Source organism: Mesorhizobium sp. LNHC252B00, from assembly GCF_000502955.1.
Classification (GTDB): domain Bacteria; phylum Pseudomonadota; class Alphaproteobacteria; order Rhizobiales; family Rhizobiaceae; genus Mesorhizobium.
Genome location: NZ_AYWO01000013.1, coordinates 45,135 through 59,399, shown reverse-complemented (window position 1 = coordinate 59,399; position 14,265 = coordinate 45,135). Strand labels below are relative to the sequence as shown.

13 protein-coding genes are annotated in these 14,265 nt (G+C 59.6%); 8 read left to right on the top strand and 5 right to left on the bottom strand.

Annotated elements, in window-relative coordinates; all coding sequences use genetic code 11:
* Positions 1-78: 78 nt before the first annotated feature.
* Positions 79-693, bottom strand: coding sequence for a hypothetical protein (locus X744_RS1000000171050; protein ID WP_050589550.1), 615 nt, complete (start codon positions 691-693; stop codon positions 79-81).
* A 211-nt stretch (positions 694-904) separates the two neighbouring features.
* On the opposite strand from X744_RS1000000171050, the gene X744_RS152660 reads away from it, so the two are divergent.
* Genes X744_RS152660 through X744_RS152670 form a run of 3 tightly spaced genes read left to right on the top strand, consistent with a single transcriptional unit; the run spans position 905 to position 6,370 of the window.
* Positions 905-1,666, top strand: a complete 762-nt coding sequence (locus tag X744_RS152660) for an ImuA family protein (protein ID WP_023760209.1) — start codon at positions 905-907, stop codon at positions 1,664-1,666.
* Positions 1,581-3,104, top strand: a complete 1,524-nt coding sequence (locus X744_RS152665; RefSeq protein WP_031260518.1) for a DUF6504 family protein — start codon at positions 1,581-1,583, stop codon at positions 3,102-3,104. The genes X744_RS152660 and X744_RS152665 overlap by 86 nt, the downstream gene beginning before the upstream one ends.
* On the top strand, positions 3,101-6,370 hold the full coding sequence (locus tag X744_RS152670; protein ID WP_023760207.1) for an error-prone DNA polymerase: 3,270 nt from the start codon (positions 3,101-3,103) through the stop codon (positions 6,368-6,370). Before X744_RS152665 ends, X744_RS152670 begins: the two co-directional genes overlap by 4 nt.
* Before the next feature lie 18 nt (positions 6,371-6,388).
* On the opposite strand, the gene X744_RS152675 is transcribed toward X744_RS152670, so the two are convergent.
* The 3 genes from X744_RS152675 to X744_RS152685 are packed head-to-tail and all read right to left on the bottom strand — an operon-like array spanning position 6,389 to position 8,153.
* Complete coding sequence (locus X744_RS152675; protein ID WP_023760206.1) at positions 6,389-7,156, bottom strand: ImmA/IrrE family metallo-endopeptidase; 768 nt, start codon at positions 7,154-7,156, stop codon at positions 6,389-6,391.
* Entirely contained in the window at positions 7,156-7,572 is a 417-nt protein-coding gene (locus X744_RS152680; RefSeq protein WP_031260516.1) for a hypothetical protein, read from the bottom strand. The genes X744_RS152675 and X744_RS152680 overlap by 1 nt, the downstream gene beginning before the upstream one ends.
* A complete protein-coding gene (locus X744_RS152685; protein WP_023760204.1) occupies positions 7,569-8,153 on the bottom strand; it encodes a hypothetical protein in 585 nt (194 codons plus the stop codon). The genes X744_RS152680 and X744_RS152685 overlap by 4 nt, the downstream gene beginning before the upstream one ends.
* 140 nt (positions 8,154-8,293) lie before the next feature.
* Here X744_RS152685 and X744_RS152690 point away from each other — a divergent pair, with 140 nt between their 5' ends.
* From X744_RS152690 to dcd, 5 genes are all read left to right on the top strand, one after another.
* Positions 8,294-9,403, top strand: coding sequence for a multiubiquitin domain-containing protein (locus X744_RS152690; RefSeq protein ID WP_023760203.1), 1,110 nt, complete (start codon positions 8,294-8,296; stop codon positions 9,401-9,403).
* On the top strand, positions 9,400-10,776 hold the full coding sequence (locus X744_RS152695; protein ID WP_023760202.1) for a ThiF family adenylyltransferase: 1,377 nt from the start codon (positions 9,400-9,402) through the stop codon (positions 10,774-10,776). The genes X744_RS152690 and X744_RS152695 overlap by 4 nt, the downstream gene beginning before the upstream one ends.
* Positions 10,773-11,144, top strand: a complete 372-nt coding sequence (locus X744_RS1000000176270) for a DUF6527 family protein (RefSeq protein ID WP_348626166.1) — start codon at positions 10,773-10,775, stop codon at positions 11,142-11,144. The genes X744_RS152695 and X744_RS1000000176270 overlap by 4 nt, the downstream gene beginning before the upstream one ends.
* A 546-nt stretch (positions 11,145-11,690) precedes the next feature.
* Entirely contained in the window at positions 11,691-12,749 is a 1,059-nt protein-coding gene (locus tag X744_RS152710; protein WP_023760199.1) for a hypothetical protein, read from the top strand.
* Complete coding sequence (dcd, locus tag X744_RS152715; RefSeq protein ID WP_023760198.1) at positions 12,727-13,326, top strand: dCTP deaminase; 600 nt, start codon at positions 12,727-12,729, stop codon at positions 13,324-13,326. The genes X744_RS152710 and dcd overlap by 23 nt, the downstream gene beginning before the upstream one ends.
* An 80-nt stretch (positions 13,327-13,406) precedes the next feature.
* Here dcd and X744_RS152720 read toward each other — a convergent pair whose 3' ends face one another.
* Positions 13,407-13,997 carry an SOS response-associated peptidase gene (locus X744_RS152720; RefSeq protein WP_023760197.1) on the bottom strand — a complete coding sequence of 197 codons (591 nt, stop codon included), beginning with the start codon at positions 13,995-13,997 and terminating at the stop codon, positions 13,407-13,409.
* Positions 13,998-14,265 lie beyond the last annotated feature (268 nt).

Genomic DNA, 14,265 nt, shown 5'->3' with positions numbered 1-14,265 from the left:
TATTCAAGAGATTGGCGACTGACATCGGCTGCGAATCGGTTGGAGAAACGAAAGAGCGAATGAATCACTAGATGGCGTCTACGCCGCGAAAAGATTGAGCTGGCGGTCGTCAGGTTTATCGCACGGCCATTCGGCGCGGTGTCGAACGTATTCGCCCTCGAAGCGTTCGCGCTCGAAAAACCACACGCGCATCAAGGGATAAATGCGCTCGTCATAGAGCCGCCGCTGTTCTTCGGTTAGCCGATCAAAGTCCCAATCGTCGAGCAGGAAGGCCACCTTATCTTCGGGCCGGCCATCGTCGAAGTAGCCTTCCTCGCACATCTCTTCGAGAATGCCGGCATTAGCAGTTTGGAAAAGCCATTCACTGCGCTCTTTCTCCGATGTGAACCTAAACCGCTGTGGCTCCTGAACAAGTTCGAGTTCGGCCGAGTTAGGCACTTTGTCGGTGGCCCAGCCGGCACAACACGCTTGGACCGCCGCTTGGTCGGCTTCGTCCCAAACGGTGCAAATGGCAAGCTCTGCCTCCGGAACCTTACCGACGAAACCACGGATATCCCAGCCTTCGACAACGAAACGCGCCGTCGCCGCTTCGTCAGGCGTTACGCCGGCTTTGTCGAACACCTCCTGCGCGGCCAGCAAACCACGGATTATGTCTTCCGGCTGTGCTCCTTCCACTCGGATCGTAATCGTCATCTTCGTCTCCTTGCTTCGTGGTGCTCCGAGCCCATCAGGTCCTTTCCGCTACGGCACTCACATCATCCTGATTGACTCTTTGTCGCCATGAGAACAAATGTAGAACATATCACAGGCTNCGCTACGGCACTCACATCATCCTGATTGACTCTTTGTCGCCATGAGAACAAATGTAGAACATATCACAGGCTTTCAGTGTTTCAAGGGACAGATGAGTGCACCGGCGCCACCTGCTGTCATTTCCGATCTCCGAGAGCGCATTCAGCGTCTGGAAGGCTCAATCGCGCGCCGGCGCACGGTTTTGCCGTTCGGAATCCGAGAGATCGACCGGGTTTTGCCTGGAGGAGGACTGGCTGTTGGAAGCCTGCATGAGGTGGCCGGAGGCGGCAATGGAGCGATCGATGGCGCGGCCGCGGCGCTGTTCGCGGCTGGAATCGCTGCTCGAACACGCGGGAAGGTGCTCTGGTGTGTGACCAAGCCGGATCTTTTTGCGCCGGCAATCGCCCAAGCCGGGCTGCCGCCCGATCGGGTGATCTATGTCGAGGCCGGCGACGAGAAATCGATCCTTGCGTGTTTCGAGGAGGGGCTTCGGCATCCAGGGCTGGGTGCCGTTGTCGCCGAGGTCGCCCGGCTCTCCATGACGGCTTCGCGCCGTCTCCAGCTTGCCGCAGAAACCTCCGGATCGATCGGGATCGCCATCCGCCGCTGGCGAAGGCAGACAGAAGCCGTCGATTTCGGACAGCCGACGGCATCGGTCACCCGATGGCGCGTGTCGGTACTTCCCTCAACTCCCCTGCCAGTTCCGGGCATTGGACGCGCCCGGTGGCAGCTGGAACTGATCAGGTGCCGCGGGGCCGAAAGCGCCGATTTCGAAGTGGAGGGTTGCGATGACGAGGGTCGTCTCGCTCTTCCTTCCAATGTGGTCTACCGATCGTCTCAGAAGGAAATTGGGCGACGCCGCACCTCCGCTTGAGACCCCGCTCGTCCTGACTGGCCGAGACGGTAGGCGGCGTGTTGTGCGTGCCGCCGATACCGCAGCAATTGCTGCGGGCCTGCGCATCGGCATGCCGGCGACCAAGGCGCAGGCCCTGGTGAAGGATCTCATCGTCAACGACGCGGATCCACAAGGCGACGCCGAGGCACTCGATCGTCTCGCGCTATGGGCGCTCCGGCGCTATGCGCCGATCGTTGCCCCGGATCCGCCCGATGGTCTGGTCGTCGATACGACCGGCGCCGACCATTTGCATGGGGGTGAAAGCGCAATGCTTACCGATATGGTAAAGCGCCTTGCTGCGGCCGGCTTTGCCGCGCGTGCGGCAATCGCCGACAGTTGGGGCGCCGCCCATGCATTGGCACGTTTTGTCGCCGGGCCGGTGATTGTCGTTCCCCCTGCCGGAAACGCCAACGCGATCATGAGGCTGCCGATCGCAGCGCTCCGGCTGCCGGCCGACATGGTAGATAGCCTCCGCAAGCTGGGCCTGGACCGCATCTTAGACCTCGTCGCCAAGCCGCGCGCACCGCTCGCTTTGAGATTCGGACCCGAACTGGGTCGTCGTCTCGACCAGGCGATGGGCCGGCTCAGCGAACCGATCGATCCCATCCGCCCGCCGGACATCACCGAAGTGCGCCGTATGTTCGGCGAGCCGATCGGTGCTGCCGAGACGATCGCCCGCTACACCGGAAAACTCGTCGGCGAACTTTGCGACGTTCTTGAAACCCGAAGCCTCGGCGCCCGCCGCCTCGATCTTTTGCTCCACCGGGTCGACAATCGCATCGAGACAATCCGCATCGGCACAGCATTGCCGCTGCGGGACACGAAGCGGTTAACCCGCCTGCTCACCGACAAGATTGAAACCATCGATCCAGGCTTCGGCATCGAGTTGATGCGGCTCGCCGCCACCATCGCCGAACCGCTGGTAGCCAGGCAGACGATCTCATCGCTCATCGAAACCCCCGAGGCTGATGTCTCCGATCTCATCGACACGCTTTCCAACCGCGTCGGCGAGGAGCGTCTCTATCGCATGGCGCCGATGGCGAGCGACGTGCCTGAGCGATCCGTACGACGGGTAGCGCCGACCGCGCCAGAGAGTGGAGAAGGATGGCCTAGACACTGGCCGCGTCCGGCTCGTCTGCTGCCAGTTCCGGAGCCGATCGAGACCGTGGCGCTGTTGCCGGATCATCCACCTGTCACCTTCATCTGGCGCGGCATACGCCGGCGCGTCAAACGAGCTGATGGTCCTGAACGCATCTTCGGCGAATGGTGGCGGCGTGACGCTGAACTGATCGCCGTGAGGGATTATTTCCAGGTCGAGGACGAAGCCGGCGAGCGCTACTGGATCTATCGTGCCGGTGATGGCGAGGATCTCACGACTGGCTCGCATCGCTGGTTTCTGCACGGAATCTTCGGATGACGGCCCCGCGCTACGTCGAGTTGCAGGTGACCTCGCACTTCTCGTTTTTGCGCGGGGCAAGTTCGTGCGAAGAGCTGTTTGCACAGGCGGCTGCGCTCGGTATCGAGGCGCTCGCCATCGTCGACCGCAACAGCCTTGCCGGCATCGTGCGCGCCCACGAGGCGGCGAAGACCACGGGCGTCAGGCTGATTGTTGGCTGTCGTCTTGACCTCAGGGATGGCATGTCCGTCCTCGTCTATCCGACCGATCGGCCCGGTTATTCCAGACTCTGCCGGCTGCTGTCTCTCGGGAAAGGCCGCGGTGGCAAGGCCAAGTGCGTCTTGGACTGGTCCGATCTCGTCGCCTATCGCGAGGGGCTGATTGCCATCTTGGTCCCGGACGAACTCGATGAAACCTGTACGCAACACTTGCGCCGGCTGCACGACGCGTTCGAGGACCGAGCCTACATGGCGCTGACGTTGCGCCGGCGACCGAACGATCAACTCCGGCTGCACGAATTGGCGAACCTAGCCGCGCAAATGCGTGTGCCGACCGTCGTGACCAACGACGTTTTGTTTCATATTCCGGCACGCCGAATCCTGCAGGATGTTGTTACTTGCATCCGCCACAACGTCACCATCGATGATGCTGGCTTCAGACGCGAACGGCACGCCGATCGTTATCTCAAGCCGCCGGATGAAATGGGGCGCCTGTTCGGCCGATATCCCGAAGCGCTTGCCCGCACCGTCGACATCGCAGATCGCTGTCGCTTTTCGCTCGATGAACTCGCTTACCAGTATCCGGAAGAGCGGATGCTGCCCGACCTGACGCCGCAACAGGCTTTGGAGAAGCTCACATGGGAGGGTGCGATCGAGCGCTTTCCCGAAGGTGTGCCTGACAAGGTTACATCGATCCTGAAACACGAGCTTCAGCTGATCGAACGGCTGGAGTACGCCCCGTACTTTCTGACGGTGAACTCCATCGTCCGTTTCGCCCGCAGCCGGGACATATTGTGCCAGGGTCGTGGTTCGGCTGCCAACAGTGCGGTCTGTTATGTGCTCGGTATCACCTCCATAGATCCGGAGCGCAACGATCTGCTTTTCGAGCGCTTTGTTTCTGAGGAACGCCGCGAGCCGCCCGACATCGATGTCGATTTCGAGCACGAACGACGCGAGATCGTCATGCAGTGGGTGTTTGAAACCTATGGCCGCGATCACGCCGCACTTTGCTCGACTGTGATCCGCTATCGGTCGAAAGGCGCTTTGCGCGATGTCGGCAAGGCGCTTGGCCTTACCGAAGATCTGATCAAAATGCTGTCCGGTCAGGTCTGGGGCTGGTCGACAGAGGGGGTCGAACCGAAACATGCCGAGGAGTTGAACCTCAACCTCGGCGATCGCCGCCTGCGGCTGGTGCTCGAACTGGCCCGCGAGCTGATCGGGGCGCCGCGCCATCTCTCGCAACATCCCGGTGGCTTCGTGCTGACCCGCGACCGGCTGGACAATCTGGTGCCGATCGAACCGGCCGCAATGAAGGACCGCCAGGTCATCGAATGGGACAAGGACGACATCGACATCCTGAAATTCATGAAGGTCGATGTACTTGCGCTCGGCATGCTTTCCTGCATGAAGCGGGGTTTCGATCTGCTGGCCGAATACAAGGGGATCAATCTCGATCTCGCCTCGATCCCGGCCGAGGACCCGCGAACTTATGCAATGATCCGCAAGGCCGACACGCTCGGCACGTTCCAGATCGAAAGCCGTGCGCAGATGTCGATGCTGCCACGCATCAAGCCGCGGACCTTCTATGACCTGGTGATCGAGGTGGCCATTGTTCGGCCAGGTCCGATCCAGGGCGACATGGTGCATCCATATCTGCGCCGACGTGAAGGCAAGGAAAAAGTCGTCTATCCCAAGCCTGAGCTCGAAAAGGTTCTTGGCAAGACGCTCGGCGTGCCGCTGTTTCAGGAACAGGCGATGCGGGTGGCGATTGAATGCGCCGGCTTTACACCGGGCGAAGCCGACCAGCTCCGCCGCGCCATGGCGACGTTCAAGCATACCGGCGGCGTCTCGAAATTTGGCGTCAAGCTGATCGCCGGCATGGTCAAGAACGGGTACGAGCGGGAGTTCGCAGAGAAGACCTTCAAACAGCTTGAGGGTTTTGGCAGCTACGGTTTCCCGGAAAGTCATGCCGCAAGTTTCGCTTTGATCGCCTACGCTTCTTCCTGGATGAAATGCCACCATCCCGATGTCTTCTGTGCCGCGCTCCTCAATGCCCAGCCAATGGGCTTCTATGCGCCGGCACAGATCGTCCGTGATGCGCGCGATCACAGCGTTGAGGTCCGTCCTGTCTGCGTCAACGCCTCACGATGGGACTGCACGCTCGAGCCGACCGAACTGGACGATTGCTTCGCCGTTCGGCTCGGTCTGCGCATGGTGCGTGGGCTCGCCAATGTCGATGCTGCAACCATCGTCACCGCACGGGCTGATCAACCTTTCGTTTCGGTCGATGATCTCTGGCGCCGGGCCGGTGTTCCAGCTTCATCGCTCGTCGAACTCGCCGAGGCCGATGCGTTTCAACCCTCTCTCTCGCTGGCCAGGCGCGAGGCGCTCTGGGCCATCAAGGCGCTGCGCGACGAACCACTGCCGCTGTTTGCTGCAGCCTCCGCGCGTGAGCAGGAAACGGTGCCGGAGATCCAGGAGCCGATCGTGACATTGCGGCCCATGACGGCCGGCGGCGAGGTCGTCGAAGACTATGGCCATGTCGGCCTGACTCTGCGGGACCATCCCGTCACCTTCCTGCGCGCGGATCTGCGCCGCAAGCGCATCGTCACCTGCCAAGAGGCTATGCAGGCGCGTGACGGTCGATGGCTTGAGGCGGCCGGCCTCGTCCTCGTTCGGCAGCGTCCCGGCTCAGCCAAAGGCGTCATGTTCATCACGCTGGAAGATGAAACCGGCATCGCCAACCTCGTGGTCTGGGTAAAAGTCTTCGAGCAATATCGACGTGTCGTTCTCTCGGCCGGCATGATCGGCGTCTACGGCCGCATCCAGCGCGAGGGCGAGGTGGTGCATCTCGTGGCCCATCGATTGAGCGACCTATCCACAGATCTCGCAAGTGTCGGTGATCGTGACGTTGCGTTCCCGCTGCCACATGGGCGTGGCGACGAATTTCATCATGGCAGCCCGACACCGGATCCGCGTGGGTTGCTGAAGGGGCCACAGCCGCGCAATATCGTAGACCCCTATGGTCACATCGACCAGATCAAGGTGAGGACACGAGATTTCCGGTAGCAACGCCAGGCGAATGCGCTACTGCTCGAGCATTCTTTCATCCTCGATGATTAGCAACGTCAGCGTCTGATTTATTCCGATCCGCACGGTCTGTTCCTGAAGTTCGAACCAACTCGCATCGTGACGGTCAAACCAGGCGTCCGCGTTGATCTTTTGCGGAAGCAGGGTGTCACTTCTGCTCCCGAAAAGAACGTCGAATGCCGGGCTGTCCCGGTCCAAGGATCGTTGAGGGAACCATTTGTCGGAGACCAGTGGCGAACGGCGAAACCACTGTCGGCCGTTGATGCCATGACAGACCAGAAGTGCCGGAGTACTGCGACTCTCGACGACCCTGATCGCCGCTGCTGTGAGGCTCACGTCGAACTTTTCCGCAAGACCTCGGATTGCGGAAAAGTTGAGCTTGCGGATCGTCCTAAGCGCTGCATCAAATAGATAGCGCGGCATTAGAAGATCGGCGGAATAGCCATCAGCAATACGCTCTGGGTTGAGAACATGAGCCGAGTGGTTGTCTATGTCTTGGGCCTGGCAGATTAAGGTCTTGCCCTGATCGAAGTGCCAATGTCCGAGTTCGTGCCCTAGCGAGAAGCGCTGCCGACCACGGGAGCTTGTGCTATTGATCGTCACTATAGCCTTTGTGTCGGCCCCTACGATCCGAGCATCGCAGAGTTCAAGCGGCTCGTATCGAACCTTGACACCCAACGTCCAAGCAATTGCTTCGAGATCGATTTCGTTGGGAGCTTCCACGCCCAAGCTAACCAGCAGGCGCTCAGCAGGTGACAAAGACATCACGTGTCGTTCTCGTCATCTATGCCGAGATCATGAAAGTTCGTCAGTAGTCCCAGAACATCGGAATCAGACAGCCCGACTCCATTTCGGGCTGCAAGAGTGAGTTTAGTAGCTGCCTCTGGGAAACGCCGCAGCAAACGTTGCAGCCGAGCCCGAGCGGTAGCGCCGTCAATGGCGATGACTGTTGGCGGATGCGCAGCATCTGTGTCAACCGCGTTGCGCGCTTGAAGGAGGCTAGCTTTTCGCTTCGCCGTCACCGCTCTCTCGAACACTGCTCGCGCCTTTGCTGCCACCGCAACAGGGTCTTCGCCGCGTTCACGAATCTCTATCGCGATCTCGGCGTCAGTCATATCGAGGAAATCCTGCACGAGGTTCTCGATGAGAAAACCAAGCGGGTCCATCTTATCCTTGTTCATGGCTTCCATCCATCTGGGAATGCCTTGTCGATCCGACGCCGGACCAGTCGGCGCTTGCTTGCGAACGCTTTCGGTTCGAGGTCAAGTAGCGCCCGCAGTTCTTCGCCGTCGAGTTCGACCATCATAAGATCTGCCAAGTCACGCGCAACTTCATCATCGTTGAAGAGTCCGAGAATGGCAGTTCTAAGCCGAGCCGCAGCTTGGTTCTCAGCCAAAGTTGACTCGGGATCGAGCCGCTCGTCGGCAGGGTCGAAGGCAACACTATTTCCATCTTTCGTTTTGAGTTTGACGTCATCCATTCCGATCGTCCGAAAGCCGGCTTTGCGGAGCTCACCCGCTATGCTCTTCATCGTCAGAATAAGGAATGCGACGGGGTCCACGTCGTAGGGGCAATTTCTCTTGCCATCCAAGGTCCTGCCAATCGCTTCGCTCTGGAGGTCATCGCCTGACGTTGAGCAATACCTGGCATACCGTCGGGCAACCTCGCCCACGCGGATCCAGTCTTCGTTTGTCAGCGCGCGAAGCGCTGACACGAATTCGTCGACGCTGAGCGTCTCCGATACGGCTGCAGTCGGCAGCATATCCTCTTCCCTTTCCCCCTCCCACTAACATGCAGTGCGCAAGAGAAGCCCGGGCTCGGACATCGAGAAGACATGTCCGAGCGGAGTCGACTCACGCGCACATTGGATCAGGTTCCACTAACGCCTGAAAGGCCCCGACCATGACCACCTCCGAAACCACGGGCGCGAGCCCAGCCGACAGCACTGTGATCCTCGAACTTGCGGGTATCGATTTGACCTTCCGTCAGGTCCCGATCGCGGACCATACTCCCACGGGCGGCCAGATCGCGGCCGCCGCTGGCCTGGTCCCAGCCGAAGATCCCTATGTTCTCCAGTTTCTCACCAATGGCGAGTTGGTCGAGATCCTCGCCTCGCAGCCAGCCGATCTTAAGCTCAACGGTAACCGCTTCCTCGTGACGTCTAGCGACCGTGCCTACCGTCTGATCGTCGATGGTGAGCAGTACGATTGGCCGACACGTGTCATTTCCGGAGCGACCATTCGCAAGCTCGCCGCTATCTCGCCTAACGTTCAGCTTTTGTTGGATCGCGAAGGTGAGCCGGATCGTCTCATCGGTGACAATGATCTCATCGATCTCGGCAAGGCCGGCGTCGAGCGCTTCCACACCCGCAAGGAGTCCTGGAAGCTCAAGGTCCAGGACGTCACGGTCGAGTCCGACACGCCGACGATCGTTGTGTCGGACGCAATGCAGCGCGCGGGCTTCGATATCAGTCAGCCTTGGCACATCTACCTGAAAGTGCATGGCCAGCCTAAGCAACCCGTCGGAATCAATCAGGTGATCGATCTTCGGACTCCCGGCATCGAAAAGATCCGCTTGACTCCCAAGGATGTCAACAACGGCGAGGCTGCCCAGCCTCGCCGTACCTTCGCCATTCTTGAGACGGACGAACTCCATCTCGATGCCATGGGCAGGAAGTGGGAGACAATCGCTGACGGCGGCCGGCGCTGGCTGCTCATCGAGGACTACCCGCTTCCCACAGGCTACGCGATGCCCACGATCGTGCTTGCTCTTGAGATTCCATCCTCATATCCAGGGGCTCAGATCGACATGTTTTACGTCTATCCGCCGCTGCGCACGTCTGTGGGCGGGGTCATCCCGGCCACCCAGACGATCGAGACCATTCTCGGCCGTGGTTTCCAGCGCTGGTCCCGGCATCGTGGGCCCCAGTCGCCATGGAATCCCAGGACCGACAATGTGATCACCCATCTGGCACTTGTCGAGGGGGCTATCGCGAAGGAGGTCAACCAGTGAACACCACTTCGCTCGTCGTCTCCGCTGGTATCAACGCGGCGCTGCAGACCCACCTCTTTCCGGGCGACGGCAACGAAGCGGCGGGGATCCTACTTTGCTCCTCCGCACCTGGCGAACGCCTTAAGCTGTTGGCGAAGAAGTGGATCCCCGTCCCTCACGCTGCCTGTCAGGTTCGCGAGCCCGATCGCATCTCGTGGCCCGGAAGCAGTATCGAAGAGGCGATTGACCACGGCGAGGCCGAGAATCTCTGCGTTGTATTGATCCATTCCCATCCTGGTGGCTACTTCGACTTTTCGTTGGTCGACGATGAGAGCGACCGTGTGACCATACGGGCGTTGCTCGCAGCGTACGGGGATCGGCATGGATCAGCGATAATGACGCCCGATGGGGCGATTAAGGCGCGGATCTACAACCATGCGCTCGAAGCCAGTGTTGTTGACCTGGTGATGGTTCCAGGCGCGGATATCGCTCTTTGGTGGAGCGATGGAGACAAGCGCCGACCAATGGCGTTTACGAGCGAGATGACCACGTGGAACAGTCGACTGGCGGCTGCCGTCATTGGGGCCTCGGGGACAGGCTCTATCGTCATCGAGCAGCTAGCCCGGCTAGGTTTCGGCCGTATTGTCGCCGTTGAGTTCGATATCGTGGAACTGAGGAATCTCAACCGGATTCTCAACACGACCCGAGCCGATGCCGAAATTAGATTGCCCAAAGTCGAGGTGATGGCTCGAGCCGTCGCTCTTCACCGTGGTGCAGGCGTGCTCATCCCGGTCGCGTCCTCCATCATGAACCGCGATGCGATCATTGCCGCTGCGGGCTGCGACTTCCTTTTCTGCTGCGTCGACACGCTTGAGGCGCGATATGTAGCCGATCTGATGACGATCGCCTTTCTAATGCCAGCTATCGATATGGGCGTTGTCATCCCGGTCCGCCGACAAAACAATCGTGCCTTCATCGCCGATGTGGTCGGTCGGATCGACTATGTCTATCCCGGTGGGTCCAGCCTTGAAGACAGGGGGGTTTACAGCCCAGAAACGCTAAGAGCGGAATATCTGCGGTTCAACGCACCGGCAGCGCATCAGGATCTTCTCCAAGAAGGCTACATCAAAGGCATGGTGGAGCAGGCCCCGTCCGTGATCACCCTGAATATGCGGGCAGCATCTGCGGCTGTCGGCGAGTTAATTGCCCGCCTCTATCACTTCCGGCACGAGCCCAATCGCCGTTATGCCAGGACGCTATTCAGCCTCGCGGCCGGCGACGAGGACTTTACCGCAGAGGACGAGTTCCAGTCATCGCCGTCGCCGGACCTAGCAAGAGGCAATGCCGAACCATTGCTTGGCTTGCCCGCCCTTGCGTCGAGGAGGAAGGGATGATGCAACGCTTGCGCCGGCGGGTGGCTGCCCTTGTTGCCGAATGGCGTCGTGGGTTCGAGTATGTCCGCGAAAGATTTGGGCCGGCTCGACGCCTGGTCATCGTACATGGTGACAGCCTTCCGGAGCGCATGCCGAGCCGTGATCTTGTTTTGGCTCGCGATGGTAGTGAGGACTGGTGCATGGGGATGAAATGCCCTTGCGGTTGCGGCCGTACCATCGAATTGCTGGTCTTTCCGGAGGCGAAGCCACGCTGGTCGCTCAAGGTGGATCGGCGGCGGAGGCCCAGTTTGACCCCGTCAGTGTGGCTACAGACCGGCTGCCGCTCGCACTTCTGGGTGCGGAACGGCCGGGTTCACTGGTCCCGATGAAAGCAGGCCTCGCCCAGCTTGAGGTGTTCTCGGCTGCTTCCAATGGCCTATGTCTCCGGTCTGGTTTCCGGCAACCTCTGGAAGGGCGCCCAATTCTTCGGTCAGACGCGCGCAGGCGGTGGAATCGTTAACGGGCTCGTCGCAACGGGAGTCCTTCAGTCGCTTTGTATATTGTCGGACGGACTCTTGACGGAGAGTCAGTTGGCGATTCTAATGCAGGTGGTCGACTTGGAGGAGAGCAGATGCTAGCGGCGACGTCGACGGATCGCGATGAGAGTCCCGCTCCATTTCACGTCGCTTTGCGAATTCTAAGTAGTGAGCGATCTATACCGGAGAAGCTCGCTGTCTATCTCCGCGATGTGATGACCCAAGCCCTGCAGATCGCGTCGGATCCGGATACGATAGACGGCGAGACATTGCCCGAGGCAATTCGACTTGCTCTGGACCTCCGCGAGTCAGAAGCCCTGAGAGCTGCCGTTGGCATGGTTGGAGCCGGCACGATCTCGGCGGAACTAGCGAGGGAAATCCTTTCGGCGGAGCACAAGTTTGCGGTCACGCGTTGATCTGCATCTCGTCGCAAACACGCTCAAACAGCTAAACGATTCTGCCTATTTTGAGCAGCGACTGCACGAATTCACCCGACATTTGATTGGGGCGATCGAGCATGTTCTCGACAATCCAGGCAAATACGACGCGGCGGTCGAAGAGACCTTCGCCAAAGTTGCGCGGAGCGTGCAGTCCTATCTCTCCGGGAGCACGAACAATGAGGTGCCGTACGAGGTGGTCTACTGCCTCACCGATGCACTTAAGCGGTGGAAGCTAAGCGAAGCGGTTATCGTCACGTTCCTGACAGAGGACCGCAACGCACATCACGACTTCCACCTGCGGAACTCCGATCCTTGGCTATTCATCGAGGCCTTCATCACAGACTATGATCCGCAGGGATTTAAGCTGCCTTTGGTGATGATCGGTGTACCTCGAATTTACGCCCACAAGCCCGTCTTCTGCGTTCCGCTGTTCCACGAACTAGGTCACTTCGTCGACCACCAGCACAGTGTTAGCGCGGTTTCGATGATTCAGAATTCAAACCTGATCGGCCCGCAAAACGGTAACGAACTGAGCCATCGCCGAGAGTATTTCGCAGATCTGTTTGCGGCGTGCTTTGTTGGACGATCAAGCATCGCGGCCCTCGAGGCTATCGCGCCGAACGTTTCCTCTTCGCTCACCCACCCGGCGACGGCCGACCGAGCGGCTCTCGTGGATGCTTTTCTGGCTGGCGGATCACATCCCATAATAGACCTAGTGCAGAATGCATTGCAGGCTCTTCAACTCCCAACCTTGACCCCGATCTTTCAGCGTGTCGAGGTCGGTGCCGACTACGACGACATTCGTACTTTTGTGCCTGCATCAATGGAGCAGGTCTATGGGCTCTTCGACAGCGCCTGGAACTACCTGTTCGACGCTATCGACAATAACCGAAATCCATGGAATTTCTCATCAGCGAAAGACGGCGATATCGAGGTACTCACGAACGACCTTACCGAGAAATCGATCCGAAACTTCGCCATAAGGCAGGCATGGGATGTCGCTTCTACAGGCTCCTGAAATCCATCGCCGAATCGGCCTGACCGACAGCACCAGGCTGTACATCGATCCGCTCCTTGAACCGGGCCAAGTTGGCGAGGTGAGCATCGATCTCCGACTGGGACCCGACTTTCTCGTCTCCCTGCTGACGCGCAAGGCTGCGGTTGAGTTGGCAACCCTGCCTCGGCGCGGAGTGTCGTCCTATTTCCGCATGACCCGTCGGGAAGTCGGTGATAAGTTCGTCCTCTATTCCGGCCAGATCGTATTGGCGACTTCGCTAGAGTACGTCGGCATGCCCAACGATGTGTACGCCGACATCATTAGCCGGAGTAGTTACAGCAGGCTCGGAATTCACCTGAACACCATGATCCAACCGGGGTTCCGAGGCTGTATCCCACTCGAACTTGTTAATCACGGCAACAACCCAGTGGAGCTGGTGGTAGGCAGTCGGCTCGTCCAGGCGCGGCTATTCTCCGTGGGTACAGCAAGCGGCTACCAGTCTGGTTCCAGCAATCGGAAGTATCTAGGTAACGTGCGACCAATCGTATCGCGGGCGCAAGACGACAAAGATCTCGCAACCCTGTCCAAAATGCGCTGACGAGATCAGCGGCCAATGCGCGTCGTATGGCGCTCTCTCCCCAAAATCTTCAGATCGGCCTCCGAGGATGACGCGGAGGATCAGTCGGAACCCGCACGCACTGTCTCGACATGGAGCGATCCCTCGGGAAGCGGCCGCAGCAGTTCCGCCTCGGGTTTCGTCAGATAAATCCACGCACCCCAATCCGCTGGCTGCAGCACGACAATTTGACGATCGTGAATGGGCGCGACCTCTGGGCCGGGTTCGGTCGTCAGCATCGTGAAGGCGGGCGGATGATTGCCTTGGCCCTCACGCCAAAGGCCCGCGATCGCCATAAATGGCGCACTCTTCAGAGTGAACCGGTGCTTGGCTTTTGGGTATTTCTTGCCGGTGAATTCGAAGAAAGCGCTCGCCGGAATCAGGCAGCGATTGCTGTTGGCGAAGCTTCGCCCGTCTGACCGGAAGTTGAATATCGGCCCGCCTTTGCCCGAGGGCGGAAAGCTGAAAATCATTTGAACCAGCTCGATCAGATTGCCGGTCGCGCGCATGACCGGCCCCATGTCGTTGATCTTGACGTCGTCCGACTGCGGCAGGTCGAGTTCTGTCTGTTGCGTCGGGATGCCGAGTTCCAGGTCCTGCATCATCTTGCAGTATTCGGCCCAGCGGATGTGTTGCTCGTAGTCGTTGCACATGACCTTCAACCTAGCGACTTTTCGTCATTTTTCGAGGGCCGATCGGGCGTCCCCTGACGGGGCCGGGCTGTCGGCAAAGCTGAAGCCCCGCCTGCGACGGGTCTTCACCCATACGGGGCTTCCATCCCTGACGCGAACCCTGTCATGCCCGCGCCTCGTCCTGCCGCCGGTGGGTATCGAGACGGGTCGATAAGAGTGAGAGTGCGGACCGGGTTTGCCGTGACGGGTTGAAGGTCGGGAGAGAGGCTCCTGGCGCCCGTCGCGGAGA

Excerpts from the sequence above, each read along its gene's own strand:
- X744_RS1000000171050 (WP_050589550.1), bottom strand. The coding sequence starts at position 693 with ATGACGATTACGATCCGAGTGGAAGGAGCACAGCCGGAAGACATAATC.
- X744_RS152660 (WP_023760209.1), top strand. The coding sequence starts at position 905 with ATGAGTGCACCGGCGCCACCTGCTGTCATTTCCGATCTCCGAGAGCGC.
- X744_RS152665 (WP_031260518.1), top strand. The coding sequence starts at position 1,581 with ATGACGAGGGTCGTCTCGCTCTTCCTTCCAATGTGGTCTACCGATCGT.
- X744_RS152670 (WP_023760207.1), top strand. The coding sequence starts at position 3,101 with ATGACGGCCCCGCGCTACGTCGAGTTGCAGGTGACCTCGCACTTCTCG.
- X744_RS152675 (WP_023760206.1), bottom strand. The coding sequence starts at position 7,156 with ATGTCTTTGTCACCTGCTGAGCGCCTGCTGGTTAGCTTGGGCGTGGAA.
- X744_RS152680 (WP_031260516.1), bottom strand. The coding sequence starts at position 7,572 with ATGAACAAGGATAAGATGGACCCGCTTGGTTTTCTCATCGAGAACCTC.
- X744_RS152685 (WP_023760204.1), bottom strand. The coding sequence starts at position 8,153 with ATGCTGCCGACTGCAGCCGTATCGGAGACGCTCAGCGTCGACGAATTC.
- X744_RS152690 (WP_023760203.1), top strand. The coding sequence starts at position 8,294 with ATGACCACCTCCGAAACCACGGGCGCGAGCCCAGCCGACAGCACTGTG.
- X744_RS1000000176270 (WP_348626166.1), top strand. The coding sequence starts at position 10,773 with ATGATGCAACGCTTGCGCCGGCGGGTGGCTGCCCTTGTTGCCGAATGG.
- dcd (WP_023760198.1), top strand. The coding sequence starts at position 12,727 with ATGTCGCTTCTACAGGCTCCTGAAATCCATCGCCGAATCGGCCTGACC.
- X744_RS152720 (WP_023760197.1), bottom strand. The coding sequence starts at position 13,997 with ATGTGCAACGACTACGAGCAACACATCCGCTGGGCCGAATACTGCAAG.